Origin of the sequence: Mucilaginibacter terrae (genome assembly GCF_031951985.1) — a bacterium.
GTDB lineage: Bacteria > Bacteroidota > Bacteroidia > Sphingobacteriales > Sphingobacteriaceae > Mucilaginibacter > Mucilaginibacter terrae_A.
Genome location: NZ_JAVLVU010000001.1, coordinates 3065989 through 3090978, shown reverse-complemented (window position 1 = coordinate 3090978; position 24990 = coordinate 3065989). Strand labels below are relative to the sequence as shown.

20 protein-coding genes are annotated in these 24990 nt (G+C 42.8%); 9 read left to right on the top strand and 11 right to left on the bottom strand.

Going from position 1 to position 24990, the window contains the following annotated elements; all coding sequences use genetic code 11:
- Positions 1-75: 75 nt before the first annotated feature.
- From QE417_RS13185 to QE417_RS13175, 3 genes are all read right to left on the bottom strand, one after another.
- Entirely contained in the window at positions 76-2640 is a 2565-nt protein-coding gene (locus tag QE417_RS13185) for a BamA/TamA family outer membrane protein (protein WP_311950661.1), read from the bottom strand.
- A 198-nt stretch (positions 2641-2838) separates the two neighbouring features.
- A complete protein-coding gene (locus QE417_RS13180) occupies positions 2839-3480 on the bottom strand; it encodes an exodeoxyribonuclease X C-terminal domain-containing protein (RefSeq protein ID WP_311950659.1) in 642 nt (213 codons plus the stop codon).
- A 53-nt stretch (positions 3481-3533) separates the two neighbouring features.
- Positions 3534-4124: a Crp/Fnr family transcriptional regulator gene (locus QE417_RS13175; RefSeq protein WP_311950657.1), complete on the bottom strand. Its 591-nt coding sequence runs from the start codon at positions 4122-4124 to the stop codon at positions 3534-3536.
- Between the two features lie 347 nt (positions 4125-4471).
- Between QE417_RS13175 and QE417_RS13170 the strand changes: the two genes are divergently transcribed.
- The gene (locus QE417_RS13170) at positions 4472-7024 is read left to right on the top strand and encodes a DUF5686 and carboxypeptidase-like regulatory domain-containing protein (protein WP_311950656.1); all 2553 of its coding nucleotides are present in this window, start codon (positions 4472-4474) and stop codon (positions 7022-7024) included.
- Positions 7025-7188: 164 nt separating this feature from the next.
- Here QE417_RS13170 and QE417_RS13165 read toward each other — a convergent pair whose 3' ends face one another.
- The 4 genes from QE417_RS13165 to QE417_RS13150 all read right to left on the bottom strand — a co-directional run bounded on the left by QE417_RS13165 (position 7189) and on the right by QE417_RS13150 (position 12749).
- Complete coding sequence (locus tag QE417_RS13165; protein WP_311950653.1) at positions 7189-9633, bottom strand: MG2 domain-containing protein; 2445 nt, start codon at positions 9631-9633, stop codon at positions 7189-7191.
- A 50-nt stretch (positions 9634-9683) separates the two neighbouring features.
- Complete coding sequence (locus tag QE417_RS13160) at positions 9684-10373, bottom strand: response regulator transcription factor (RefSeq protein WP_311950651.1); 690 nt, start codon at positions 10371-10373, stop codon at positions 9684-9686.
- Positions 10370-12199 carry a sensor histidine kinase gene (locus QE417_RS13155; RefSeq protein WP_311950649.1) on the bottom strand — a complete coding sequence of 610 codons (1830 nt, stop codon included), beginning with the start codon at positions 12197-12199 and terminating at the stop codon, positions 10370-10372. Before QE417_RS13155 ends, QE417_RS13160 begins: the two co-directional genes overlap by 4 nt.
- Positions 12200-12386: 187 nt before the next feature.
- Positions 12387-12749, bottom strand: a complete 363-nt coding sequence (locus QE417_RS13150) for a DUF3127 domain-containing protein (RefSeq protein ID WP_311950647.1) — start codon at positions 12747-12749, stop codon at positions 12387-12389.
- Between the two features lie 79 nt (positions 12750-12828).
- Here QE417_RS13150 and QE417_RS13145 point away from each other — a divergent pair, with 79 nt between their 5' ends.
- The 5 genes from QE417_RS13145 to QE417_RS13125 all read left to right on the top strand — a co-directional run bounded on the left by QE417_RS13145 (position 12829) and on the right by QE417_RS13125 (position 16991).
- Positions 12829-14007, top strand: coding sequence for a THUMP domain-containing class I SAM-dependent RNA methyltransferase (locus tag QE417_RS13145; protein ID WP_311950645.1), 1179 nt, complete (start codon positions 12829-12831; stop codon positions 14005-14007).
- Positions 14004-14486 carry a hypothetical protein gene (locus tag QE417_RS13140; RefSeq protein WP_311950644.1) on the top strand — a complete coding sequence of 161 codons (483 nt, stop codon included), beginning with the start codon at positions 14004-14006 and terminating at the stop codon, positions 14484-14486. Before QE417_RS13145 ends, QE417_RS13140 begins: the two co-directional genes overlap by 4 nt.
- A gap of 126 nt (positions 14487-14612) precedes the next feature.
- Entirely contained in the window at positions 14613-14888 is a 276-nt protein-coding gene (locus tag QE417_RS13135) for a helix-turn-helix domain-containing protein (protein WP_311950643.1), read from the top strand.
- A gap of 47 nt (positions 14889-14935) precedes the next feature.
- A complete protein-coding gene (locus QE417_RS13130; RefSeq protein WP_311950641.1) occupies positions 14936-15589 on the top strand; it encodes an HD domain-containing protein in 654 nt (217 codons plus the stop codon).
- 94 nt (positions 15590-15683) lie between these two features.
- A complete protein-coding gene (locus QE417_RS13125; RefSeq protein ID WP_311950639.1) occupies positions 15684-16991 on the top strand; it encodes a carbohydrate porin in 1308 nt (435 codons plus the stop codon).
- 58 nt (positions 16992-17049) lie between these two features.
- Here QE417_RS13125 and QE417_RS13120 read toward each other — a convergent pair whose 3' ends face one another.
- The 4 genes from QE417_RS13120 to QE417_RS13105 form a co-directional block, all read right to left on the bottom strand.
- Positions 17050-20829 carry a sensor histidine kinase gene (locus QE417_RS13120; protein WP_311950637.1) on the bottom strand — a complete coding sequence of 1260 codons (3780 nt, stop codon included), beginning with the start codon at positions 20827-20829 and terminating at the stop codon, positions 17050-17052.
- Positions 20830-20882: 53 nt separating this feature from the next.
- Entirely contained in the window at positions 20883-21770 is an 888-nt protein-coding gene (gene fabD, locus QE417_RS13115; protein WP_311950636.1) for an ACP S-malonyltransferase, read from the bottom strand.
- Positions 21771-21847: 77 nt separating this feature from the next.
- Positions 21848-22492, bottom strand: a complete 645-nt coding sequence (gene folE, locus QE417_RS13110) for a GTP cyclohydrolase I FolE (protein ID WP_311950634.1) — start codon at positions 22490-22492, stop codon at positions 21848-21850.
- Positions 22493-22503: 11 nt separating this feature from the next.
- Positions 22504-22920, bottom strand: a complete 417-nt coding sequence (locus tag QE417_RS13105) for a 6-pyruvoyl trahydropterin synthase family protein (protein WP_311954659.1) — start codon at positions 22918-22920, stop codon at positions 22504-22506.
- A gap of 63 nt (positions 22921-22983) precedes the next feature.
- On the opposite strand from QE417_RS13105, the gene mqnB reads away from it, so the two are divergent.
- The 3 genes from mqnB (at position 22984) to QE417_RS13090 (ending at position 24917) form a co-directional block, all read left to right on the top strand.
- Entirely contained in the window at positions 22984-23676 is a 693-nt protein-coding gene (mqnB, locus tag QE417_RS13100; protein ID WP_311950632.1) for a futalosine hydrolase, read from the top strand.
- On the top strand, positions 23663-23980 hold the full coding sequence (locus QE417_RS13095; protein WP_311950630.1) for a hypothetical protein: 318 nt from the start codon (positions 23663-23665) through the stop codon (positions 23978-23980). Before mqnB ends, QE417_RS13095 begins: the two co-directional genes overlap by 14 nt.
- 85 nt (positions 23981-24065) lie before the next feature.
- Complete coding sequence (locus tag QE417_RS13090; RefSeq protein ID WP_311950629.1) at positions 24066-24917, top strand: menaquinone biosynthesis family protein; 852 nt, start codon at positions 24066-24068, stop codon at positions 24915-24917.
- The last annotated feature ends 73 nt before the right edge of the window (positions 24918-24990 follow it).

Here is a 24990-nt window from a genome sequence, read left to right as displayed (position 1 = left end):
ACTGTTTACTTTGGCAGGCAGTTGTTCAAAAATCTGATGCACATATTACAAAACTATAAGCCCCAATATTCATCATTATAACCTAACATTAAGCGACACATACGGGTACCAACCCTCTTTTGAATGGCCGGCTAAAACCTGTATAACGGCTAAACTTGCCGGCGCAAAGTAAACACCGCCGCCGGTACCTGCATGCCATTTGTCTGATGATTCGCCTTTTACCCACACCCTGCCGGTATCGTAAAAACCGGTTATACCCAATTGGCCGGGCAATACGTAGCTGGCAATATTAAATAAGTTTAACCGCGCCTGCAGGTTGTTGTAAAACATATGATCGCCCGCAAAGCGGTTACCTAAATAACCCAACAGGTTACCGCCCTGTCCGCCTAAAAACATAGATTGGTAAAAGGCAGGTTTGCCAATGCTTACCCCGCCGCCAACACGGTCGGTTAGTACGAATGTGCCCTTTTTGTTGAGGCTTAAATAATAAGTAAACTCCGGCCGAATTTGCGCAAACGATTTGGTATCATTGTTTAACCCGTTGTATGCCTGTAACGTTACGTTAGCATAATACCCGTTACTTGGCAAAATGTTGTTATTACGCTGATTGCTGTTAATGTTAACCAGCAAGCCTAAGTGGGCTTTGTCTTTATTAATGGTTAGGCTATCGTATGAGTTTATACGGCCCGGATTATTAATAAACCGCCCCTCATTGTCCTCTCGGTTTAAGCGATAAAATTGAAATGACGGCCCGGCACTGATGGTGGTATTAGATCCAAGGTTCCAGCGCAGGGCAGGGTCGAATTGATAGGTATTATAACGGGTACGGTAAAAGCGTCGATAACCCTGAAATTTGACCAATGGGGTTTCATTACCACGGCCAAAAAAGTTGAGGGTATTGTTTGGGGCCTGTACAAAGGCGTTAATAGTTATGTCGGCCTTGCCAATGGCATCAATCCACTCCCCGTTATAACGTATGCGGAAGGCATCGGTAGCAAAGGCATGGGTAACCATAAGCTGCTGCACGCTGGCGTAAGGCAACTTACGGAAACCATCGCGGCGGGTATACTTAAACCCGGCACCTATTAAAAAACCATCATCTGCGTTAATGGCGGCTGTGGCCAGCGGCATCCAAACATTATAAGGGTTGTTTTGAACAAAGCGTGTGTTTAACGAATCATTACTAAGGTGTTTGCCTACGCTGCCATTACCGGTAAAGGTAACGCTGTCTTTACGGCTGTAAACCCGCACCCGGCTCTCGGTTTTATTAATTTCATAGGTTTTTTGCCCGGTACCACCAATAACACGCAGCTTTATGGGCGATGAGGCGTTATTAACTATAACCTTATCGTCGCCGCCTTCAACGTACAGGCGAACTTCGCGGGTAATTTCAGGATCATAAACCATGTCGAGCAACGTGCTTTCAGCCTCGCCCGATTTGTTAATTTTACTGATTTGTACCCTTAGCCCTTTATTATCGGCATCGGCGATGGTTACCTGTTCATTTTTGTCGCTGGTGCGTAAGTCTACCGTTTGGTTAATAAAGCGGTAGTATTCGTCCATTGCCGCCGGAATATTATCACGGCGCTTTTTAAGTTTAGCCAAAAGCACATCGTGGCGCAATTTGTAAACCTCGGGCGGGAGGCGCTTCAAAGCAGCCTCAAGCACTTCATCGGTTTCGGCTTTAATAAACTCGTTGGCTATGCGCATCCATTCGGCATGCGTAATTTGCATATCCGGGTATACCTGCATAAAGCGGGTTTTAAACAGCGAGTATTTTACCCGCGGAATTTCACCGTCGAAATGATCAAGTGTGGGACTGATCCATGATACGGCCGCCAGGGATGGTAAAACGCCTTCGCTCAGGTGAAACACCTGGTCGCGGTCGCGCGGAACGGCATAGTATTGTTTATTTTTATCTTTCTTTTGATAAGCCCAACGCCATTGATCTTCGTGGCGGTCCCAGTCGCCCAAAAGCAAATCGAGCATGCGGGCACGCAAAAACTGCTCGGTTTCAAAATGGTTGTCGTTATCGTCTTTAAGCTCGCTCAGCATTTTTGGCGTATTGTCCGATTTGCCATTCGGCTCGCGTTCTTCCAGCAGTACCACAAGTCCGTTAAATATTTTGCTGTATTCGCCCAAGGCTGGGTCGGGCACCATTACACCAATAATGGGGTTGGCATGCGGCACCTTAGCAGCATCGGCCAGCGGCGGAACCACCAGTGCCGAAAACGGGTGCTGACTGCTCAGCGCATCGTCAATCCAGTCTACCGCAAATGTGCCTTTAAAGTTGGGCGGCAATATCTTTTCAGGCGTTTTTTCAACACTGCGTATTACCCATTCCTTACCGCTTTTATCCTGCAAACGTAACGATTTGGATTGCATACCCCCACCTTCGCGAAGCGGCTTTAATCCCCCCGAAAATTCTGATATTTTAATAACCGGCAACTTCACAACCGTGGCCCACTCCTCGCGGTAATTTTTACCGAATAACCAGCGGTGTATGCCGCTCACACTATCGTACGACGGATGCACTTTAACCAAAACGCTATCGGGGAATACAGCCGGAGTTTTGCGCTGGGCATAGCTCATAGTTGTGGCACTAAGTAACACTGCGAGGAGGGTAAATTTGCGAATCATAGGGAGTAGGGTGTTTGCAGGTGTAAAATAAGTAAATTTTAAGGCTTCACATTTAATACTTTTCTAATAACTCTTCATAGTTATGTAATAAAAGTAACAGTGCAAAACTACGGGATGCCCGGAGCCGGGTAATGATATATGGCAAAAAATGACATTGATATTTGTCAAGAAGGGAGACGAAAACCTTTGAATTTACTTTTAAGAGTTTCTTTCGTCCCAAGCGTCGTTGTTGCCTTCATATCCCTCATAAAAGTTAAACTCATCAGAGGAGTTATAACCATAGTAGTAATTGGATCGGTCGTCTGTCTCTAATTCACTATCTTCCTCTAAATAATTGGAATACAATAATTGCTTAATTAAGTTGAATTCAATCTCCTTTTTTAAATCTTTTTTAGTGAGTAAAAAAAAGTATATAAAAAAGGGAGGGTCTATAGAAAAATGGTCTAAGTTAATTAAGCACCATAAGAGATATTCAAAGTCAAGTAACAAGACTTCGGATATCTTTTTACCTTGATACTTTCCCCATTCAAGATAATCTTGAGATGTATACATCTTGAGTTTTAACAGATTTTCTGTGTTATTAAAAGGTATTGTGGAAATAGCTTTCAATATTCGATTCTCAAAGGCTATATAAATTTCATTTGACTCAGTAATATTAAGGTTATAATAATTGATTACGGCTTTAACAAGGATAGAAGATATTTGATACATGTCTCTATCGGTTGGGATTTCCAAAGCCTTGAAATTCTTTAAACAAAAATTGATTGCCTCAACATATTCACTTTTAGCGAGCTGATTAGCTGCGAGCATTCTATAATTCAAGCTATCGAGGGGTTCCATAATCTGCTGTATAAAATTACAATAGGTGACGAATTTTTAAAGAAGGTACTATCTTACTTCTTCCCCACTACACTACTCTTTCTAATCCGGCTCAACGTCTCAGGCGAAATACCCAAATAAGACGCAATCATGTTTTGCGGAAAGCGCTGTAAAAAGCCGGGATAGGTTTCCTGCAATTGCTGGTAGCGCTCTTCGGCGGTTAGGCTAATGGCGGCATGCACGCGGTTTTGGGTGGCTATGTTGGCGCGCTTGTCCAGCTCACGTATCATCCCGGCAAAGGCAGGTACTTTGCCTTGCAATTCCTCGCTTTGGGTGTTTGATATCATGAGCAGTTCGGCATCCTCAACGGCATCAATATTAAATTTTGATGGCGTAAGCATCATGTAACTTTCATAATCGCCCACCCACCAGTTTTCGAGGCTAAAGCGCACAATATGTTCGTGCCCTTTGCTATCTACCGAGTACATGCGCAAAGCGCCTTTAATAACAAAACCAATGTACTTATTCACATCGCCTTCCTGCAAGTAATACTGCTTTTTGCGTAGGCGTTTGTGTTTAAAGCTATCGCGAATGAGCGCTCTATCATCGTTGTTTAATGTTAACGATGAGTAGTTTTCAATGTAGTGGTACAGCGCTTCGTACATAAAAATTTGAGAGGCGAAATTGCCTTAATTGATTTTAAAATTGGCAATAATTGTTAACATGTGTTAAAACTATACCACAAATGTAAGCGAATTGTAATGAATATATAATACAATTGTCATACCCACTTAACAATGTTGCAACTTGCAAAAAGCCGACGCACATTTGCTGAACATTTTACTTAAACCATGTTCACTAACGATTTCACAAATCGGGTTCAGGCTGCCGGTTAAGCTTCCAAAATACGGCACTCTTGACAAATATCAACAGCATTTTTTAGCAAATGTTAAGATGCTGTTCCTGTTAGCAATCCAACTTTGTGACATCACACTCAACAACCTTTAAGGTCATGAAACTCTTTACCAAAATAATATTTACGCTCTTTATACTTACCGCCTCTTTAAATGCTTTGTACGCACAAACCATTGTTAAAGGTACAGTTACCGATGCCAAAACCAAAGAAGCATTGCCATATGTAACGGTAACCTTTGGCGATAGTAATCAAGGTGCCCCAACCGATGGCAACGGCCGTTTTACCATTAAAACAAACGACAAGTTTGACTACATAAAAGTTAACTACGTTGGCTACCGTACTATAACCCGTAACATTGAAGCTGGTAAAGAGCAAACCATTAATATAGCCATAAACGCCGATACCAGGCAATTGAGCGATGTAGTGGTAAAAGCCGGTAAAAAAAAGAAATACACTAACAAAAACAACCCTGCGGTTGAACTCATTAGGCAGGTTATTGCTCATAAGGCACAAAACCAGGTAACCAATTATAATTATGCCGAGTACAAACAATACGAGCGCATGACCTTTTCGTTAAGCAACCTGAGCGATAAGTTTAAAAGCAAAAAGATCTTCAAAAATTACCAGTTTATGTTCCGCGAGCAGGATTCAACTGCTATTGGCGGTAAAACATTGCTGCCTCTATATATGGAAGAGAAACTTTCGGCTAATTATTACCGCAAAGTTCCTTATGCGCAAAAGCAGGTGGTTGAAGCCAATAAACAGGTTAAATATGATGAAACATTTGTGGATAATCAGGGCCTCACTACCTACTTTAACCGCATGTACCAGGACATTAACATTTATGATAATAACGTATCTTTACTGAGCAATCAGTTGTTGAGCCCCATATCAGACAATTCTCCTAACTATTATAAATTTTTCATTACCGATACCATTAAAGATCAGCAGCCCAATTTAATTGAGCTGAGCTTTACTCCCCGTAACACCATCAACAAACTGTTTGAAGGCCGTATTTACATTACTATGGATGGCAACTATGCCGTGCAAAATGCGGTGTTAACGGTTAATAAAAACATCGACCTTAACTTTGTGCGCCAAATGGAGGCCCGCTTGTCGTTTGAGAAAAACCCCGATAACCGTTACCACCTGAGCCAAAGTAATTTGAAAATTGAGTTTGCCCTCAATAAAAACAAAGGAGGCGGTGTATTTGGCGAACGCTTGGTTACCATACGCAACTTTCAGATCAACACGCCTCGCCCTAAAGAAACTTATGATGGCCCCGCACAGGTTTACGCCAAAAAGTATGACGAGCAAACCGATGCTTACTGGACCGAAAGCCGCCCTGATACACTGGACAAAGCCGCTGCCGACCTTTATAAAAATGTAGACAGCCTGCAAACCATACCATCGTTTAAACGCACTATGGATATTGCCACGCTGGTACTGGCCGGTTACAAAAACTTTGGTCCGTTTGAGATGGGCCCGGTAAATACCTTTTACAGCTTTAACCCGGTTGAGGGCTTCCGCGCACGTTTAGGCGGCCGTACCACTACCGCATTGAGCAAACGCTATTATTTTGAAACCTACGGTGCTTACGGGACCCGCGACCAAAAATTTAAATACTTTTTAAGCTCTACCTACTCGCTTAACAACAAGTCTATCTACTCATTCCCGCAAAACTATATCCGCGCCAGCTTTCAGCACGATACCAAGGTGCCCGGCCAGGAGCTGGAGTTTGTACAGGAGAGCAACTTCCTGCTTTCATTTAAACGCGGCGCAAACGACCAGTGGTTATACAACGATATATTTAAGCTGGATTACGTACACGAGTACTTAAACCACTTCTCATATGCCGTTGGCTTTAAAAAGTGGAATCAAAGCCCGGCTGGTGCTTTGCAGTTTCAAAACCTGTTGCCAAACGGTGCATTGAATAACGTAAATCTTATTCATACCACCGAAATGTCGTTACAGTTGCGCTTTGCACCGCACGAGAAATTTTACCAGGGCAAACTATACCGCACACCTATTCCTGATAAGTACCCAATATATACTCTGCGCTACACCCAGGGCTTTAAAGGCCTGGTAGGGGGCGATTATAATTACCAAAATGTGGTAGGTAACGTTAGCAAGCGTTTTTATGCTTCGCAATTGGGTTTCTCAGATGTGAGTATTGAGGGTGGTTACCTGTTTGGCAAAGTGCCGTTCCCGTTGCTTGATATTCACCGCGCCAATCAAAGCTATGCGTTCCAGTTCCAATCATTTAACTTAATGAACTTCCAGGAGTTTGTGAGCGACCATTATGCCACCTTTACTATCGACCATAACTTTAACGGGTTTTTGTTTAATAAAATTCCATTATTACGCCGCTTAAAACTGCGCGAGGTGGTAAACTTTAAAGGTTTATGGGGAGCTGTTCGCGCTGAGAACAACCCGGCTAACGACCGCTCGTTGCTGCGTTTCCCAACCAACAGCTTAGGCCAGGCTACTACTTATACGCTTAACAATGGTATGTATGCCGAAGGCAGTATAGGTATAGGCAATATATTCAAAGTGTTAAGGTTCGATCTGGTTCGCCGATTTACCTATTTAGATAACCCTAATGCACCAAAGCTGGGTTTGAGGACTTTCGTAAAGTTTGATTTTTAATATACCGAGGTATATATAAGACATTTCCGCATCGCGGGTTTTACCTAAAAATAATGCGCATAGGCACAGCTACCACCGGGACAGAGCCGCGCATTACAGGTAAAAGCCGCGATGTTTTTTTTGGGTGTAGTCCACATATTTTGAGTTGTATATTTATTGGCAGGCTATTGCTTAACACTATATTCTAATAAGCCCGTTAAAGGTGTACCAGTATTGGTTATTCCTTCAACCACTACACGCACATTGCCCCAATTTGCTTTGTTATAAAAAATTACTGTAGCCTCTCCGTTAATATTGGTTGTAATAATGGGTTCCCAGTGTAAGGTGGTGCGCACATCCGCTTGTTTAGTGGCATTTATATTATCATACGTAGGTTTATAAAATGCACGGGCTTCATCATAGCCTTCAACTTCCAAATGCGCAGTGTGCAGGTTTATGTTATCCAGCGCATGTGGTTTAAGTTTCAATTGTATCCAAAAGTTTTCGCCCCGCCTAAACCGCATTTCATCCTGAGCAATAGTTGGCGCTCCTGCAAGGTTAAATTTCCTGAATCGAATTTCCTCAATTTGTTCTAAAGGTATATCGTAAAAAAACACATTACGCACCTGCCAAAACGGTACACCATCAACCGAGAAGCGGGGCAGCATAGGCACCTTCATCAACAGGTGGTTTAGGCCATAAAAGTAAGCTACCTGATAACCCGATACCGCCCCGGGTACCCGCTCCAATATGTAATCTCTTAATGTTTTCAAGCTGTAATCAGCCCGTGCCATTTTAATTATAGTATCAATTAAAACCTGCCTTAACGGTGTTTTTGAAACCACGACATCGTTTAGCTGAATGGTATCGGTTAATCGTTGCCGCGCCGCAAATCGGCTACGGTCCAAAAGCTCATTTTTGAGTTTTCCGGTTACTGTTTTAGTGCTGTCGTGGAAAAGGGGAATTGGCTTTACCGGGGCACCACTATGCGTAACGGTATCAACCAGTAAATAGGCCTCTTGCTTGCCTTTATTATTTGTGGCCGATAAACTAATAGGCTGGTTACCTGTAAGATTTAAATTGTAAAAAGCATAGCGACCAACTGAATCGGTTGTGGTAGTGTATAGTTTGTTGCCCTTAGCCCCATTTGCAAATAGTGTAACATTTAAGCCGGGTACCGGTTTATTGACCCATATGCGCCTTGTTCGGCCATATACATCAATCCCCTGCTCTGGTGCATATTTAATGCGTATAGTTGAATCGGCCATGCGTTTCCATAAAAAATCGCGCCAGCCTTGCGTAAGCAAAAGCAAGTCTATTTTTTGCAGATCGGGTTTGCCCTTGCTGTTAAAATACTGATTTATGCCTTCTATATTTCCTCTTATTTCTGATTGTAAACCAAGGTAGCTAATCATATTACCTTGTTGCTTAGGCACCATGGCATCTACTGCGGCCATTGATAAGCTGGCTATAACAGGCTTGCCTTCAATGTCTGTGATCTTTAGTGTAAGCCCGGTCTTCTCTTTATAACTATATGTCAGTTTATCGGCAATCAGGGTTAATGTTTCTTTAGGCTCCTGTTCATTAAAAATCAGCCGTTCGCACAACGGACGATTTTGAGCATCGTATAGCGTTATTGCCGTTATTCCAGCAGGAAGAACCTGTTGGGAAATGTTTACCTGTGTTTGTAATTGCGGCAAGGTTACCGGTCTTTTAAATACCAATTTTCCTTTACTTCGGGCAACTAACAGCAAAGTGTCTTTTAGTATAGTGTTAAGTGTTATAGCGTTGGTGATAAATAATATTTTCAGCAAAGTATCGGCTTTAGATGCGTGCATTGCCACCCCTTGTAAATGAGATTGAGGTAAAGCCGATGTAAAACTCCTGCCATTGCCATAGGTGCCCCGTGCCTCATACATGGTACCTGTAAGTGGTTTTAACGCAACACAGCCTAACCCATTGGCATTGCTTTCAAAATCGGTTACTTTATTTCCCGTAGAGGTATAAATTCCCCCTTTAACCGGTAAGCCTTTGCCTTGTTCATTTTCGGCTTTGAAAGCAATAATCCCTTCCGTATTTTCTATCATAGAGCCACCCTCGGGAAAGAAGCTTAAACGAATGGCAGGTTTCTCCTCATTTACAACTACTGATACGGAGTTAGGGGCCTTAGAATCTTTTTTAAGTGTTGACTTAACGAGGGAATTTAGGGGAAGAGTGTCGTTGTAAATGCGTAAATGCTTTTCAAAGAAAAACTTATCATCAAAATTGCGCATCCAATTGGTATAAGCACGCAGGGTATATGTGCCGGCAGATGCAGCGGCCGAAAGTTTAAAATCGCCGTTGCCTGTTCCATTGTCCAGCCTGATTAATCGTTTATCGACCAGTACCCCGGGGGCACGTATCAGTTCTACATAGAGGTTGTTGCTTGTACTTATGAGCTTATTGGTTTGCGCATTAACAAGGTAGGCTTTAAACCAAATATCGTCTCCTGCGGCATAATCATCGCGGTCGGTATGCAGGTAGGCTTTCTCAAAATACAGCTTTATGGCTGTGTTAGCTGGCGCAGTTTGTGCCAACAAATTAAAACAGCACCATGAAATAAGCGAAAAAAACAATAGTGCTCTTTTCATAATAGGTTGATTGGTACATCTAATATACACAACCTACACCAAAAAGCAGCTTAATTCACCAGTAACTTATACCCCCGGCCATGCACATTAATAATTTCCACGCGCGAATCATCTTTTAAGTACTTGCGTATTTTGCTCAAAAACACGTCCATGCTGCGGCCGTTAAAGTAGTTGTCGTCGTTCCAGATGTTGAGCAGGGCTTCTTCGCGGGTGAGCACCTCGTTTTTTTTCAGGCATAACAGGCGCAGCAGGCCGGCTTCTTTGGTAGATAGTTTTTGCACAACACCATCAGCAGTTATCACCTGCGAGGTAAAATCAAAGTCGTACTTGCCAATTTTAAAAGTGGTTGGTTTTTCTTCTTCGGCACTTCCGCTTGCAGCGCGTTTTAACAGGGCATTAATGCGCAGCAGCAGCTCTTCAATGCGGAAAGGTTTGGTAATATAATCATCGCCACCCAAGTTAAAGGCCAGGGTTTTATCTTCGATCATGCCTTTGGCGGTGGCAAAAATTATGGGCACGTGCTCATTCATTTTGCGTATCTCTTTACCCAGGGTAAAGCCGTCTTTTTTAGGCATCATTACATCTAAAATCAGTAAATCATACTCACTTTTGGTAAACTCCTTTAACCCGGCATCGCCATCCTTACACAGCACCACATCAAATTTGCCTTTAAGTTGCAGGTAGTCTTGCAATAGGGTGCCCAGGTTAGGGTCGTCTTCTACCAATAGTATTTTCTTCATGCAAAAACGTTGAATTTTAGTTCAAATTCGGAGCCTTTTTCCTTTTCTGATCGTACACTTATCATACCCTCCAGGCGTTTAACAATAGTATTTACATAGCTCAGACCTAAACCAAAGCCTTTAACATCGTGCAGGTTACCGGTAGGTACACGGTAAAATTGCTCAAATATTTTTGCCTGTTGGTCGCGGCTCATGCCTATGCCTTTATCGGCCACACGTATAACCAGTTGGTTGCCTTTATTAAGCGTGCTTATGGTTAGTTGAGGCTCATCGTTACTATACTTAATGGCATTGTCAATTAAGTTAAATATAACGTTGGCAAAGTGCAGTTCATCGGCTTCAATAACGGCAAACTCGGCATCTAAGTGCAAATCAACTTGAGCATTGCTTTTTTGCAATTTAAGCTGCATACTGTCCAGCACATCGGTTACCAGTTCGTTAACATCGACAGGTTTTTTGTCGAGCTTAAAGTCGTTCTTTTCAATGCGGGCAATATTCAGTACACGCTCAATATGGCTACCTAAACGGGCATTTTCTTCGTAAATAATATCGGCCAGGCGGGTTACGCGGGCTTTATCTTCAATAATTTCCTGGTCTTTTAACGCCTCGCTGGCAATCATAATGGTTGAAACCGGCGTTTTAAACTCATGCGTCATGTTGTTAATAAAATCGGTTTTCATTTCCGAAATTTTCTTTTGACGCAGGATGATAAATATGGTATAGCCAAAGCAAACAATCAGTACCATTAATAAACCCCCGCTAATGCTGAGCATGTAAGTCATGCTGCTCAATATATGCGAATTTTTATCGGGGAAGAACAGCTGTATTTTACCCGGGTCGTTAATTACATCTTTGGCAAAAATAGGGGTTTGGTAAGTTTCGCTGGCATAAAATACAGGCTTTTCGCCCACCATATCATACGCTTTAGAAAATATCAACGAATCATTATTAGCGGTGCTCACCTCATAACTAAAGGGCAGTGTTATGCCTTTATTGTGCAACTCAAAACGCAGCAGGGAGTCAATCCACAACGTGTTAATGCGGTCTTTTAACGGCTGGCCCGAGTTCTTATACTCTTCGGCCAGGTTTTGCATAACCGTAAAGTTGGTTAACGTTACCTCAGTTTCCTTTTGGTTTAGCTTGGCCAGTGAATCGGCACGCAGCATTTGCCTAATTTGGGCAACCTTGCGTTCTTTTACTTTGCGCTCATGCTCGCGCTGCCAGTAGGGATTAATCCTGAGGCGTGCCACTACCTGCGGACCAAACTGCGGATCGAGGTAATGCTGGTATGTAGTATCGTATTTGTGCAGCTTATCGCCATGTTTGGTTGGCGGAAGCTTAGTTATTTCAAGCGGCCCCCTGTTTTGGTGCAGTATACCATATTCGTCAACAAACTCTTCAATCTGAATTTTTACATTCACCATTTCTTCTTGCGGAAGCCCGTAAAGCTCTTCATCAAGTTTGGTGCGAAGCATGATATATTTAAGACTGTCGCGTAATTTGGCAATACGCAAATCATGCTGCTTACGGCTTTGTGTGGCTGTGGTGTTTAATGAACTATCGGCAACATTTTTTTTAACCTCGGTTTTGGTAAGCTTACGCTCTTCTTTAACCATCATGCTATCGGCCCGTTTATCAATAAACCTATTGGCATCTTTTTTTTCAAGCTTTGATACCACGGTATTTAAGGCCTCATGCACATCGCGGTCAAACAACTCCGATTGCATATGGTAAGATTGGCGCAGGAAAAAATATTGCATGGCCACCACTCCCAGCAAGGCAAACCCCATCAGGCCAATTATTAAACCAATACTCCTTTTCTTCATTCTTCAACAAAAATAACTGAAATACAAGTGTGTAACACCAGTTTAACAAATTTTAACAATTGAAAATAGAGTCAAGGATGCAGAATCAAGAATACAGATTTGATCATATAAGAAAAGGCCGCTTGAATATAAATCAAACGGCCTTTTTGTGTCTTGAATCTTGAATCTTTACTCTTGATTCTATTAATTAGAACGGCAAATCGTCGTCATCCGGTGCAGAGTTGATGTCAACCGGTGGAGCGTAATCAGGGGTAGCTGCTGCTGCACCTGCGCTTAGTACGTTAAGGCGCCATAACTGCAATGAGTTAAAGTAGCTTTTTTTGCCTGTTTTATCGGTCCATGGGCGGCCGCGAAGGTTGAAGAACACCTCAACATCGTCGCCAACTTTCACTGCATCAAGCAGGTTGCAACGATCCTGAATTGCTTCAAACTTAATATACTCAGGGTATTGCGGGTTTTCTATATATTCTACTATAAGTTCTCTCTTCTTTAAAGATTCGGTAACTTGCTGTGTAGGAGTAACTTCGTGTACTTTGCCTTTAATATCCATAATTCTTGCTTATAAAACGTAAAGTTAATGGTTACAATTGTAAATCGGGCATTTTTTAATTCATAAATTTGTAGCCAACATGCAAATTTATCAAACCGAAAGTAAGATCATCATTACCTGCAATAAACGCCTTGCACCATACCTGCAACAGGAAGTGGAAGCGTTGGGTTTTACCATTAAGCGCGCCTTTCAAACCGGCGTTGAGCTGGTGGGTACCGTTAATGATTGTATTCCGCTAAATCTTAACCTGCGCTGCGCCAGCCAGATATTATACTCACTCGGGAGCTTTGAAGCTGCCGACCCGCAACGCCTTTACAACGAGCTGGTACAAATTGAATGGGAAAACCTGATCGATTTTAATGGTTACTTTTCCATAACTTCCAACGTAAATAACGAGCACATACTCACCCCGCTTTACGCCAACGTTAAGGTTAAAGATGCCGTTGTAGACCGTATTAAAGAGAAAAAAGGCATCCGCCCAAATTCGGGTCCCGAATTAAACAAGGCTGTGCTGCACCTGTACTGGCAGGATGACAAGGCCGAGATATTTGTTGATACCTCGGGCGAAACCCTGGCCAAGCACAGCTACCGCAAAATACCGGGCAAGGCACCAATGCTGGAAGCACTTGCTGCCTCAACCATTATGGCTACAGGCTGGGACCGCAAAAGCACATTTATTAACCCCATGTGCGGGTCGGGTACTTTAGCCATTGAAGCCGCCCTGCTGGCTACCGATAAAAGCCCGGGCTTGTTTAGAATGAATTACAGCTTTATGCACTTTATGGGCTATGACGAGCAAGTGTTTTTTACCGAGCGCCGTAAGTTAAAAGATAAAGCAAAAAAAGAAACCGGCTTTAGAATACTGGCTACCGACCTATCAGAAGATGCAGTTGATATTGCACAAAAGAATGCACGTACCGCCGGTGTAGAACATTTGATAGAATTTAGTGTTGGTGATTTTGCTGATACCGAAGTACCTGAGCAACCCGGCATTGTAATGTTTAACCCGGAGTATGGCGAACGCCTGGGCACGCATACCAAGCTTGAAGCCACCTATGCCCGCATAGGCGACTACCTGAAGCAAAAATGTAAAGGTTACCGCGGCTATGTATTTACCGGCAACCCCGATTTAGCCAAGAAAATTGGCTTGGCTGCAAGCAGGCGAGTTGAGTTTTATAATGGTAAGCTCGACTGCCGCTTACTGGAGTACAATATATACGACGGCAGCAAACGCGAACCTAAAAAAGAAGCAGAATGAAACGTATGATTTTAATGGCCGCCATATTGTTGTCGGCCTTTTACAGCCGGGCGCAACAGCAAATGGCTTTTCCTTTTCAGGGCGGAAAGGATGTGATGATGAACTTTTTTAAAGAGAATGTGGTGCTGCCACAGGCTTTAAAAGATAAAAAAGCTACAGGCACAGCCGTGCTTAAATTTACGGCCGACCCCAAAGGGGTTATCCAAAAAATTATAGTTTACTATGCTGATGATTACAGCATTGCAATGCCTTTTATTGAAGCGCTAAAAAAGTCGGACAAAAAATGGATAATTTATGATAAAGAGAAGTTTCATGACTTCATCATATCATGTACCATTAACCTCGCGCCCGAAAAGGCAACAGCCGCAATACAAAAAAAGGTTTACGACTCTTATAGCAAACGTACACCTATTTTTGCCAGCAACCCCGTTCCGTTAGATATGGCAACATTGCTGCCTGCTATTATAACTACTTATTAGTGAGGTAAAATATAATTTATTTTGCTGATAATGAGCATGTAAGCTCGTTACACTAAGTGTACTAAATCCGCCCCTGTAAAATCTCCGTAAATCTCAGGTATCAACTTGTAATTTTTGAAGATACCGATGCAGAAGGAAGCACATACGAGCAAGATTAAGAGTGTTGCAACTAATATTCGCAAAATCAGAGAGTACCGCAACTATACACAGGAATACCTGGCGGTAAAATTAGACATTTCGCAGAATGCCTACAGTAAAATTGAGTTAGGTTATACCAAAATAACCCTCGAAAGGCTTTTTCAGATAGCCCAGATACTGGAGGTGGATGTGATAGAGCTTATCAAAGCTAATGATAACGAGGTGATGGTAATTATCAATTCCTCCTCGTTAGTAGAGAACTAAAACCTGTTTAATGCTGTTATATTTGCCCGTTCAAATATAACAGCATCATGACTCCAGAACAACTTATTGACAGTACCGCCCATTTTGTACGCCAAACCCTGCAAAATGCAGAAGGGGGGCACGATTGGTGGCATATTTTGCGTGTTTGGAACAATGCCAAACTTATAGCGCAAACCGAGCCGGCTGATATGCTTGTAGTTGAACTGGCGGCCTTACTGCATGATATTGCCGATAGCAAGTTTCATGATGGTAATGAGGATATTGGCCCCCAAACGGCGGTTGCTTTTTTAAAAGAGCAACAAGTTGACCCTATTGTTATAGAGCATGTGGAAGCCATTATTCGTAACATGTCGTTTAAATCGAGCTTTGATGCCCGCGTTTTTCATTCACCCGAACTGGCAATAGTACAGGATGCCGACCGCTTAGATGCCATAGGCGCTATTGGTATTGCCCGCGCATTTAATTACGGCGGCTTTAAAGGTCGCGAACTGCACAACCCCGAAGTGCAACCCAACCTGCAAATGAGTAAAGAGGAGTATAAAAAAACTACCGCTCCTACCATCAATCACTTTTACGAAAAGCTTTTGCTATTAAAAGATAAGATGAATACACCAACCGCCCGCAAACTTGCCCAAAACCGCCACCAGTACATGGAAGGCTTTTTAGAGCAGTTTTACGGGGAGTTTAACGGACAGCGTTGATTGCCTGTAAATTAAATTTCAATTAGGATTAAAGTACTACGTAAAAGTTTGGATTGGCAATACTACATTTGCTCTAATCAAATTTTAATAAGTAGTGAAGAAACTGTTTTTGCTGCTGGTTGCCTTACACGCCACAGCGCTTTTATTTGCCCAGGATACCACTAAAGCGCAACGCTTTAACCTGCATTTTCAACAAACCGTTATTACCCAAACCAAGCCAAGTTTCAGCGCGGCTTATACCGGTCAAAACAGTTTACTGCCCGGCCACGAAACTGCAACATCATTAACAACCACGCTTTTTGGCGGGGCAAGGCTTTGGAAAGGGGCCGAGGCGTATTTTAATACCGAAATGTCGGGCGGATCGGGCTTTAGTAAAACGCTGGGCGTAGCTGGTTTCCCTAACGGTGAAACTTTTCGTGTGGGTGCAGCCGAACCTAAAATTTATATAGCCCGCCTGTTTTTAACCCAAAGGTTTGAGTGGGGTAAGGATTATGACTATCTTACTGATGATGCCAACCAACTGGCGGGTAAAAAGAGCAAACGCTATTTCTCTGTAACGGCCGGAAAATTTGGCATATCTGATTATTTTGATAACAACAGCTTTAGTCACGACCCTCGTACGCAGTTTATGAACTGGGCTTTAATGAGCAACGGAGCATGGGATTACCCGGCCAATACACGCGGCTATATCATAGGCGCAGTGGCCGAACTGGGGCAACCTAACTGGTCGTTGCGTTACGCCTTTACCATGGTGCCTACCGAGGCTAACGGTTCGGTATTAGATGAGCGCGTTGGCAAGGCCAATACCCAATCATTAGAGTACGAACAACGCTACAAATTAAACGGGCAAGATGGCACCGTGCGTTTGCTGGGCTTTTACAACCAGGGTAAAATGGGCAACTATCGAGAAGCGATTTTACGTAATCCCGCCGCGCCCGATGTTGATGCTGTTACCGGTTATGGCCATCATAAATACGGCTTTGGTATTAATGCCGAACAATATCTTACGCCTGATTTTGGCGTATTTGCCCGGGCTGCCTACAACGATGGTAAAACCGAAACCTGGTTTTTTACCGAGATAGATCAATCATTAAGCTTTGGCAGCGTGCTTAAAGGCACTTCGTGGAAACGTAGTAATGATGAGTTGGGGTTGGCTTTTGCTGCTAACGGCATATCATCGGCCCACAGAGATTACCTGGCTGCAGGTGGCTATGGCTTTATTATTGGCGATGGTAAACTCAATTACAGCCATGAGCTTATAGCAGAGCTTTATTATAAAATTGATGCCTATCAGCATAAATTTTGGCTTACGCCTGATTATCAGTTTATTGTTAACCCAGCTTATAATAAAGACCGCGGACCTGTTAACGTATTTGCCATACGTGCACATGTGGAATTTTAATCAATAATACCTCGAAATTTAGCCTTGAATCTTAAATAAAAGTCTTGGTTAATGGTTGTTATCTGGCTTTATCTTCAATTTGCGGAAACTGGAGATAAAAGGTTGTGCCCTGGTTAAGTTCGGTTTCGTACCATACTTTGCCCCCGGCGTTTTCAATTGAGTTTTTAACAAATGCCAGCCCCAGGCCTGTGCCCGAACTTTTGGTGGTAAAGTTTGGCTCAAAAATGCGTTCGCGCAGGTTTTCGGGTATGCCGTTTCCATTATCGTGTATCCTGAGGAGGATGTGGTTATCGGTTATATCATAAAAAATATCAACCAAGCCAAATCTTTCGGGAGGCATGGCCTCAATTGCATTTTTAAGCAAATTGTTAAAGCAGCGTAATAACTGATCGCGGTCGGCATTTATCATGAACGGCTCGGCTGGCGGTTCATAGCTAATGCGCAGGTTATCCATGTGCTTAAAAATAATAACAGCCTGGCCCAGGGTTTCAAACAAGTCGAGGCGTACCATTTTGGTATCGGGCATTTTGGCAAAGGCCGAAAACTCCGATGCAATAGACGACAGGCTTTCTATCTGTTCCACAAATGATTTGCTGAAACGCTCAAATTTGGCATCAAACCTCGGGTCTTTGTCCTTCCATGATTTTTCGAGCAGTTGCAGCCCCAATTTAAGCGGCGTAAGCGGATTTTTGATTTCGTGAGCTACCTGCTTGGCCATTTCGCGCCAGGCGCTCTCCCGTTCAGATTGTGCCAGTTTGTTGGCACTGTTTTCCAGTGCCGCAATCATATTGTTGTATTCTTTTACCAGTGCCCCAATTTCATCATTACGTTCCCATTTTATGGGCTCATTCTTTTTGCCATATATGGTGCGCCTCAGGCTCTCTTGTATAAAATTAAGCGGGGTAGTAATTTGGCGGGCAACCAATACGGCAAAAATGCCAATAGCCACAAATATGAAGGCGTAAATATTAATGAGCGAGTTTACGAACGAGTTAATGCGTTCATAATAATCGGCCTCGTTTGAAAAGTATGGCACCTGCAAATAGCCAATGGTGATGTTTTGTGCATTACGTATAGGCACATAAGCCGTTTTATAACTTAGTTTGGCTATTTTTTCATTATTGATGAGCAATGATTTTTGCCTGCGGCTAAGCATAATATAAGCTGATGCGTGCATGCGCCTTCCTAATAAACCGTATTCATAAATTTTAGGTTGGGTTGAAATAATGGGCACACCACTTTTATTGAAATATACTAGATCTGCCGAAAAGTTATCTGCAAAATTGTTGAACCTAATTTGAGTACGTTCATCGGCGCGTTGAATACCTCCTGAAAAAAAGCTTTCAAATTTAGTGGCAATATTGTTGGCCTTATTGCCCATCATCTGGTCTTGCTGCTCAAGGTATTGCGCTTTTATTGACCAGTAGGTAATAAAGCCCACTAAAGCAAGGGTAACCACCACGGCCAACATAATTGAAAACTGAATGCGGGTTTTATAAAGCGGACTTTCAAAGTTGAGCTTGAAATCCCACCTGATACTTTGCGCGGTTATTTTAACAAATGTTATGCGTTTCCATACCCATGCAGCTATAATAATTACAGCACTAAACAGCAATAATACTACAAAGAAGAAAGTTAGTGATGCGATGTTGCTCAGCAAGCTGTTTTCGGGTTTTGATACCACAATAACCTTGCGTAAGCTGGGCTGATAGATGAGGTGGTTATACCGGGTTAATTTTTGTACCAGCGAAATATCTGCCCCCTCGCTATAATTACTGTTGGTTGATTTAAATAAATACTGTTTGAGCTTTCCTTTAAAATCGGTGTTTACTACATCATAATCAAAGCTTCCGCTTTGGCTAAGCAGGCGGCCATCACTGTAAAAAGCATATGAGTAATCTTTAAAGCGTTCATCGGCACGCAACTGGTTTTCAATTAACAGTTCAGGGAAATTACTGTTGGCATGAACCGGTTTCGATCTAAGCTCAATGATAACCGTACCTATATTGTTATCCTTATCATAAACAGGTATAATGGCAAAATAGCTTTGGAAACCAAAGTTTTCGCTCTCGCGGTAAAAATAATCAGATACCTTAAAGGAACTGAATATTACCATATCTTTAAAGTCGTTAAGGGCGTAATCGCCACCCTGCACCAACGGGTTGCCACTGCCATCAAACTCGTATACTTTGCAGTCGTAATCGGTTAGGTAACCGTCAAAGTATCGTTTGGCAAACCTGTTTTTCAGGTAGCCCTCGTTATGCTCGTTTCTTTTAAAATACTGTAGCAGTTCGGGGTCTTCAATAATTTGCTGCTCAACCTTTTTAAATATTTTGATGATGCGCGAATTATCACCGTTGTCCAGCTGCGATACCAGCTGTTTACGTACTTCTTTTTCTTTGATGGATTCAAAATCGCCCAGCTTTACGGCGGCTATTAACGCACAAATAAAAATCATACCTACGTATGATATGGCAGTAATTTCGCCATTAAGTTTACGAATGGCGTAAACACGTACCAATACCAATAGCGCCCACAACACATAGTAAAGCGTGCCATTAAAAACAAAGGAAACAGCGGTAGTGATTAATATAGCGCTTACAAAAAAGGCGAGCTTTACTTTGCTGGCTATATTTATTGAATTAGTGATAACCAGCAAAGTTTCTACCAGGAAATAAAAAATGAGGAAGCTGAAACAGGCCATTGCAACTCCCAGTATACTATAGCCCGACAGGTTGAGCACATTTTTAACATCAAAACTTACGTTTGAATTAATAACCAGTTGCCTGAATAAAAGCAGGAACCCTGTTGATACCGCAATAAGCAAAACAATGCTGCCAATTAGCACAGCATAGCCTGTTTTATTACTTAGCTGCTTGGTTACAATTTTAAACCTGTGGCTGTAAATATATATAGCCAACCACAAACAGAAAAGCAGGTTGAGGCAAAAATCGCCAAAGGTTGGAAAAACAGGGTTTAGCGTAAATAGTTTAGGATTAAACAGTTCTGTGGTATGGGTAAAATCGGGGAGGTTAAAATAAAGATTAATAAAGCGTACAAAAACAATGCAACCAATCATTACACCAAATGCCAGCAGCGTTTGTTTTTTGTAAATAAAGTAATTGCATATACTGCTTATGAGCAGGCAAAATGCAATTAAGGCCGCAACCCATGCGGCAATTTCCCAACCCAGCGACGAATAATTTTCTTTAGCAGGGTTAATTTTTACGGCAAAGAGATAGTTTTTACTGATATTATTGATGTGGTAAACATCTTTATCGCTAATTGCAGCAACATCAATATTAGTTGCCAGCGACAGTCCCGGTTCAAAATTGTTTTGCAGGTATTGGTTTTGAAACGAATAATTGCTTTTGATAAAAATAAAGGCAATTGCTGTAAAATCACCTTCGGTTTTGCGAACCGCTTCGTAGTACCCGTTGCTGGTAGTTATAAATTGGCTTCCCTCTTTATATGGTTTTGGGTTTTCGGCAATTATTTTAATACCCGTCCAATAAGCTACTTTACTTTTTTTGTAGGTAACTAACCAAATGCGGTTTTGTAAAGTTATGTAATCTATTTGCCTGAGTGCCGCCCGGTCATTATCGGGCATGTTTTTAAGCGCTTCAAAGTTCTTGCCCGAAAATAAATCCTGAACGATGGTTTCACGTTTGTGGAGATTGTTTTCTAACTGGCGGGCATTGGTAACAAAATCGGCGCGGGGGGTATAGGTAATACGTAAAATAATGGCCGTTAGCAGCAAACTGGCGCACAATACGGCCAGCCAAATACGTATTTTGGCATAGGTAGTCAATTTAACGGCAGACGAAGATTTGAGCATCAAATATATCCATAAAAAACAAAAGCCGCTTTAGTTTGCGGCTTTTGTAAATTTTAAGCGTTTACGCTTAAACTATTAGTTTCGGCGGTGCGGTCAACTTTTTTAACCAGGCCTTGCAATACGTTGCCTGGTCCTACTTCGGTAAATGAAGTGGCTCCGTCTTCGAGCATGTGCGCAACGGTTTGCGTCCAGCGTACGGCACCGGTAAGTTGTGCAATCAAATTGTGTTTGATGCTTGCCGGATCGGTATAGGCTTTGGCATCAATGTTTTGATAGATAGGGCAAACAGGCGCTTTAATATCGGTATTTACAATGGCGTGTTCCAGCTCCACACGTGCCGATTCCATTAACGGTGAGTGGAATGCACCACCTACGTTTAATATTAAAGCACGTTTAGCGCCTGCGGCCTTCAGTTTTTCGCAAGCCTGTTCAACACCGGCAATAGTGCCCGAAATTACCAGTTGGCCCGGGCAGTTATAATTTGCCGGAACCACCACCTCGCTCACCTGCTGGCAAACGTCTTCAACAGTAAAATCATCCAACCCTAAAACCGCAGCCATTGTTGATGGCTGAATTGCGCAGGCTTTTTGCATGGCATTGGCACGGGCGGCAACCAGTTTCAAGCCATCCTCAAAGGATAATGCACCGGCAGATACCAGTGCCGAAAACTCACCTAATGAATGACCGGCCACCATTTCGGGCTTAAAATCATCGCCCGCAACTTTGGCTAAAATAACCGAATGCAAAAAGATTGCCGGTTGGGTAACATTAGTTTGTTTTAAATCTTCATCGGTACCGCTAAACATTAAATCGGTAATGCGGAAACCCAGTATCTCGTTAGCCTGCTCAAACAGTTGGCGGGCTTGTTCGTGGTTATCGTAAAGGTCTTTACCCATGCCTACAAACTGGGCACCCTGACCGGGGAAAATATATGCTTTCAATGTTAATGAGTGATTTAGTGAATGTTTGAATGAGTGAATATATTTCTTGTTTGACTCCTGATTCTTGACTCTGTATTCTATGACAATTTAGAGGCTATCAGATCTAAAAACTCTGTGCGGGTTTTGTCTTTATAAAACTCGCCGCTAAAGGCCGATGTGGTAGTTACCGAGTTTTGCTTTTGCACCCCGCGCATGCTCATGCACAGGTGGCGGCATTCAATTACGACACCTACGCCCAGGGGGTTAAGGGTTTGCTGTATACAATCGCGTATTTCGTTGGTTAAACGTTCCTGCACCTGTAAACGGCGCGAAAACACGTCAACTATACGCGGAATTTTGCTCAAGCCCACCACATGCCCGTTAGGGATGTAAGCCACGTGTGCCTTGCCAAAAAACGGCAGCATGTGGTGCTCACACATCGAGTATACCTCAATATCTTTTACCACCACCATTTGGCTATATTCCTCCTTAAACATGGCCGATTTTAATATCTCTTCGGCATTAAGGTCGTACCCGTGCGTTAAAAACAGCATGGCTTTAGCTACACGCTCGGGGGTTTTTAGCAAACCTTCGCGGTTGGGGTTTTCACCAATTTGGGTAAGCACGTTATGGTAACTGGCCGAAAGGTTTTCGATCAGTTCGGGGTTATAGCGGTCTATTTTGCGGTAACCATCAATACCTGCATCGCGGTTGGGCAGGTTGTCGTCGTCGTCGTCAAACATTGGAGTAATTATTAGTTGCCAAAATACTCGGCACTGTTGTTTTCAGTTTCGGCTAAGCGTACCGAGTGTAAAAAAACACCCTCGTAAGCCTCAATTGGTCCTTTAAGCTGGTTAAATATCTCTATGCAAAGTATCTCGGTTGATGCCATTTTACCTTCCATAAAATCAACATCCTTATTCAGGTTTTTATGGTCGAGCTTTTCTATCACATAATCATTAATGATTACTTTAAGCTCTTTTAGGTCAATGAGGTAACCCGTTTCATAGCTGATCTCGCCTTTCACCGTTACATAGAGGTTGTAATTGTGGCCGTGCCAGTTGGGGTTAGCACATTTGCCAAACACTTCCTGGTTTTTCTCTGCGCTCCACTCCTCACGGTACATGCGGTGTGCAGCATTAAAATGCTCTCTGCGCGTTATATGTATCATCATAACAATTGTTGGTGCAAATATACAAAACAAAAACAGGCAAGTTGTTTTATCTTAGCCAGCATGAAGATATTGGTAGTTGCAGCAACGCGGGAGGAGATTGAGCCTTTGATAGAGAGCGGGGCATTTGGAGCGGGGAGCGAGGAATGGAAAACTGAGCAGCAAGAATATCTGCAATCTTCCGCTCTCCACTCTTCGCTCCCCGCCCCCCAGGTTCTCATCACCGGCGTTGGCATGACCGCCACGGCTTTTGCGCTGGGCAGGCACCTGGCTACCAACCAATACGACCTGGCTATCAACCTTGGTATTGCCGGCAGTTTTGACCGCAATATTGCTTTAGGAACCGTGGTTGAGGTGGTAGAAGATACATTTACCGAGTTGGGTGCCGAAGACCACAGCCGCTTTATAACGCTCGACCAGTTGGGATTTGGCCGCACGGTTTACAAAACCAATGCCCGCGTTGCCGATTACATACAAAATCAAAACATATGGCAGGTAACTGCTGCTACGGTAAACACCGTACATGGCGAAGAAGCCTCGATAGCTAAACTGCACCAGCGCACGGCACCCCAACTGGAAAGCATGGAAGGGGCTGCCTTTTTTTATGCTTGTGAGCAGGCAGGCATACCGTCACTGCAAATCAGGGCAGTGTCAAATTATGTGGAAAAACGCAACCGCGATGCCTGGAAGATTGGGCTGGCCGTTAAAAATCTGAATACATTTGCTATCGAACTATTAAATAATGGGATTATTTGACTTCTTCTCGAAAAACGAATTTAAGTATGTGCCTTCAGAGTACTTTTTAAATCATTATTTAAAAGACATGTACTTTTATCGCACTATGCCATTTTCTAAAATGAATGATGGCAATATTGTTGCTTATGATCCTAACGCGCCAAGGGTAATTACCTTCGATCCATGGCCGCAACAAATCTTTTTAAATGCTACCGGTCAAATTACGGTAGAGCAATATTTAAACAATACCGCTAACCTTTATTGTAACAACGTGCCTGAGCTTTTGGATAAGTTTATTATTGATGAATTTGGAAAGACTTATTAGCAAAAACTTCATAAACGTTTCCAAGTATCCGGTAGAACTTGACGCTAATATACTACTACCGAGAGAATAATATAATCAAGCTACTATGAAACTAACACTCGGCTTTTCGCCATGCCCTAATGATACCTTTATTTTTGATGCCCTTATTCATCATAAAATTGATACCGAAGGTTTAGAGTTTGAGGTTTTTTACGATGATGTAGAAACCCTCAACCAAAAAGCCATACGTGGCGAACTGGATATTACCAAGCTCAGCTATCATGCTTTTGCCTATGTAGCCAACCGCTATGTATTGCTTGATGCCGGTAGCGCACTGGGTTTTGGTGTTGGGCCAATGCTCATTTGCAAAGGCGATCCGGAAGAACTTCGCGCACAACTAAAAACTGATAACTCACATCTAACCATCGGCATCCCCGGAAAATATACCACGGCCAATTTTTTATTAAGCCTTGCGTTCCCCGGGGCAACCAACAAACAGGAACTGGTGTTTTCAGACATTGAGCAGGCCTTGTTAGACGGTCGCATTGATGTAGGGCTCATCATTCACGAAAATCGCTTTACCTACCAGGACAAAGGCCTGAAAAAGATACTCGACCTGGGCGATTATTGGGAAAAGCAAACCGGCTGCGCTATTCCGTTAGGAGGTATTGTGGCTAACCGTAACCTGGCTGCCGATGTTCAGCACAAGGTAAACCGGGTATTGCGCCGCTCTGTTGAGTTTGCCTTTGCTAATCCAAAATCGGGGCTGGAGTTTATCCGCTCGCATGCCCAGGAAATGAGCGAAGAGGTCATGTACAAACACATCGAGCTATATGTGAATAAATATTCGCTCGATTTGGGTGAGGAGGGCAAAAAGGCCATTCAACTGATGTTTGATACCGCTAAAGAGAAAAACATTATCCCCGAGATAAAGGAAAGTTTGTTTTTGAATGTTTAAGGCTCCTGAATTGAGGTTTGATTCATAAATTGGCAATAAGCAAAAGGTTAACGGCATAAATGTTTGTAACAAC

Excerpts from the sequence above, each read along its gene's own strand:
- mqnB (WP_311950632.1), top strand. The coding sequence starts at position 22,984 with ATGAAGATATTGGTAGTTGCAGCAACGCGGGAGGAGATTGAGCCTTTG.
- QE417_RS13150 (WP_311950647.1), bottom strand. The coding sequence starts at position 12,749 with ATGGATATTAAAGGCAAAGTACACGAAGTTACTCCTACACAGCAAGTT.
- QE417_RS13155 (WP_311950649.1), bottom strand. The coding sequence starts at position 12,199 with ATGAAGAAAAGGAGTATTGGTTTAATAATTGGCCTGATGGGGTTTGCC.
- QE417_RS13135 (WP_311950643.1), top strand. The coding sequence starts at position 14,613 with ATGCAGAAGGAAGCACATACGAGCAAGATTAAGAGTGTTGCAACTAAT.
- QE417_RS13160 (WP_311950651.1), bottom strand. The coding sequence starts at position 10,373 with ATGAAGAAAATACTATTGGTAGAAGACGACCCTAACCTGGGCACCCTA.
- QE417_RS13120 (WP_311950637.1), bottom strand. The coding sequence starts at position 20,829 with ATGCTCAAATCTTCGTCTGCCGTTAAATTGACTACCTATGCCAAAATA.
- QE417_RS13145 (WP_311950645.1), top strand. The coding sequence starts at position 12,829 with ATGCAAATTTATCAAACCGAAAGTAAGATCATCATTACCTGCAATAAA.
- QE417_RS13105 (WP_311954659.1), bottom strand. The coding sequence starts at position 22,920 with ATGATACATATAACGCGCAGAGAGCATTTTAATGCTGCACACCGCATG.
- QE417_RS13185 (WP_311950661.1), bottom strand. The coding sequence starts at position 2,640 with ATGATTCGCAAATTTACCCTCCTCGCAGTGTTACTTAGTGCCACAACT.
- QE417_RS13130 (WP_311950641.1), top strand. The coding sequence starts at position 14,936 with ATGACTCCAGAACAACTTATTGACAGTACCGCCCATTTTGTACGCCAA.
- QE417_RS13175 (WP_311950657.1), bottom strand. The coding sequence starts at position 4,124 with ATGTACGAAGCGCTGTACCACTACATTGAAAACTACTCATCGTTAACA.
- QE417_RS13090 (WP_311950629.1), top strand. The coding sequence starts at position 24,066 with ATGAAACTAACACTCGGCTTTTCGCCATGCCCTAATGATACCTTTATT.
- folE (WP_311950634.1), bottom strand. The coding sequence starts at position 22,492 with ATGTTTGACGACGACGACGACAACCTGCCCAACCGCGATGCAGGTATT.
- QE417_RS13140 (WP_311950644.1), top strand. The coding sequence starts at position 14,004 with ATGAAACGTATGATTTTAATGGCCGCCATATTGTTGTCGGCCTTTTAC.
- QE417_RS13095 (WP_311950630.1), top strand. The coding sequence starts at position 23,663 with ATGGGATTATTTGACTTCTTCTCGAAAAACGAATTTAAGTATGTGCCT.
- QE417_RS13165 (WP_311950653.1), bottom strand. The coding sequence starts at position 9,633 with ATGAAAAGAGCACTATTGTTTTTTTCGCTTATTTCATGGTGCTGTTTT.
- QE417_RS13170 (WP_311950656.1), top strand. The coding sequence starts at position 4,472 with ATGAAACTCTTTACCAAAATAATATTTACGCTCTTTATACTTACCGCC.
- QE417_RS13180 (WP_311950659.1), bottom strand. The coding sequence starts at position 3,480 with ATGGAACCCCTCGATAGCTTGAATTATAGAATGCTCGCAGCTAATCAG.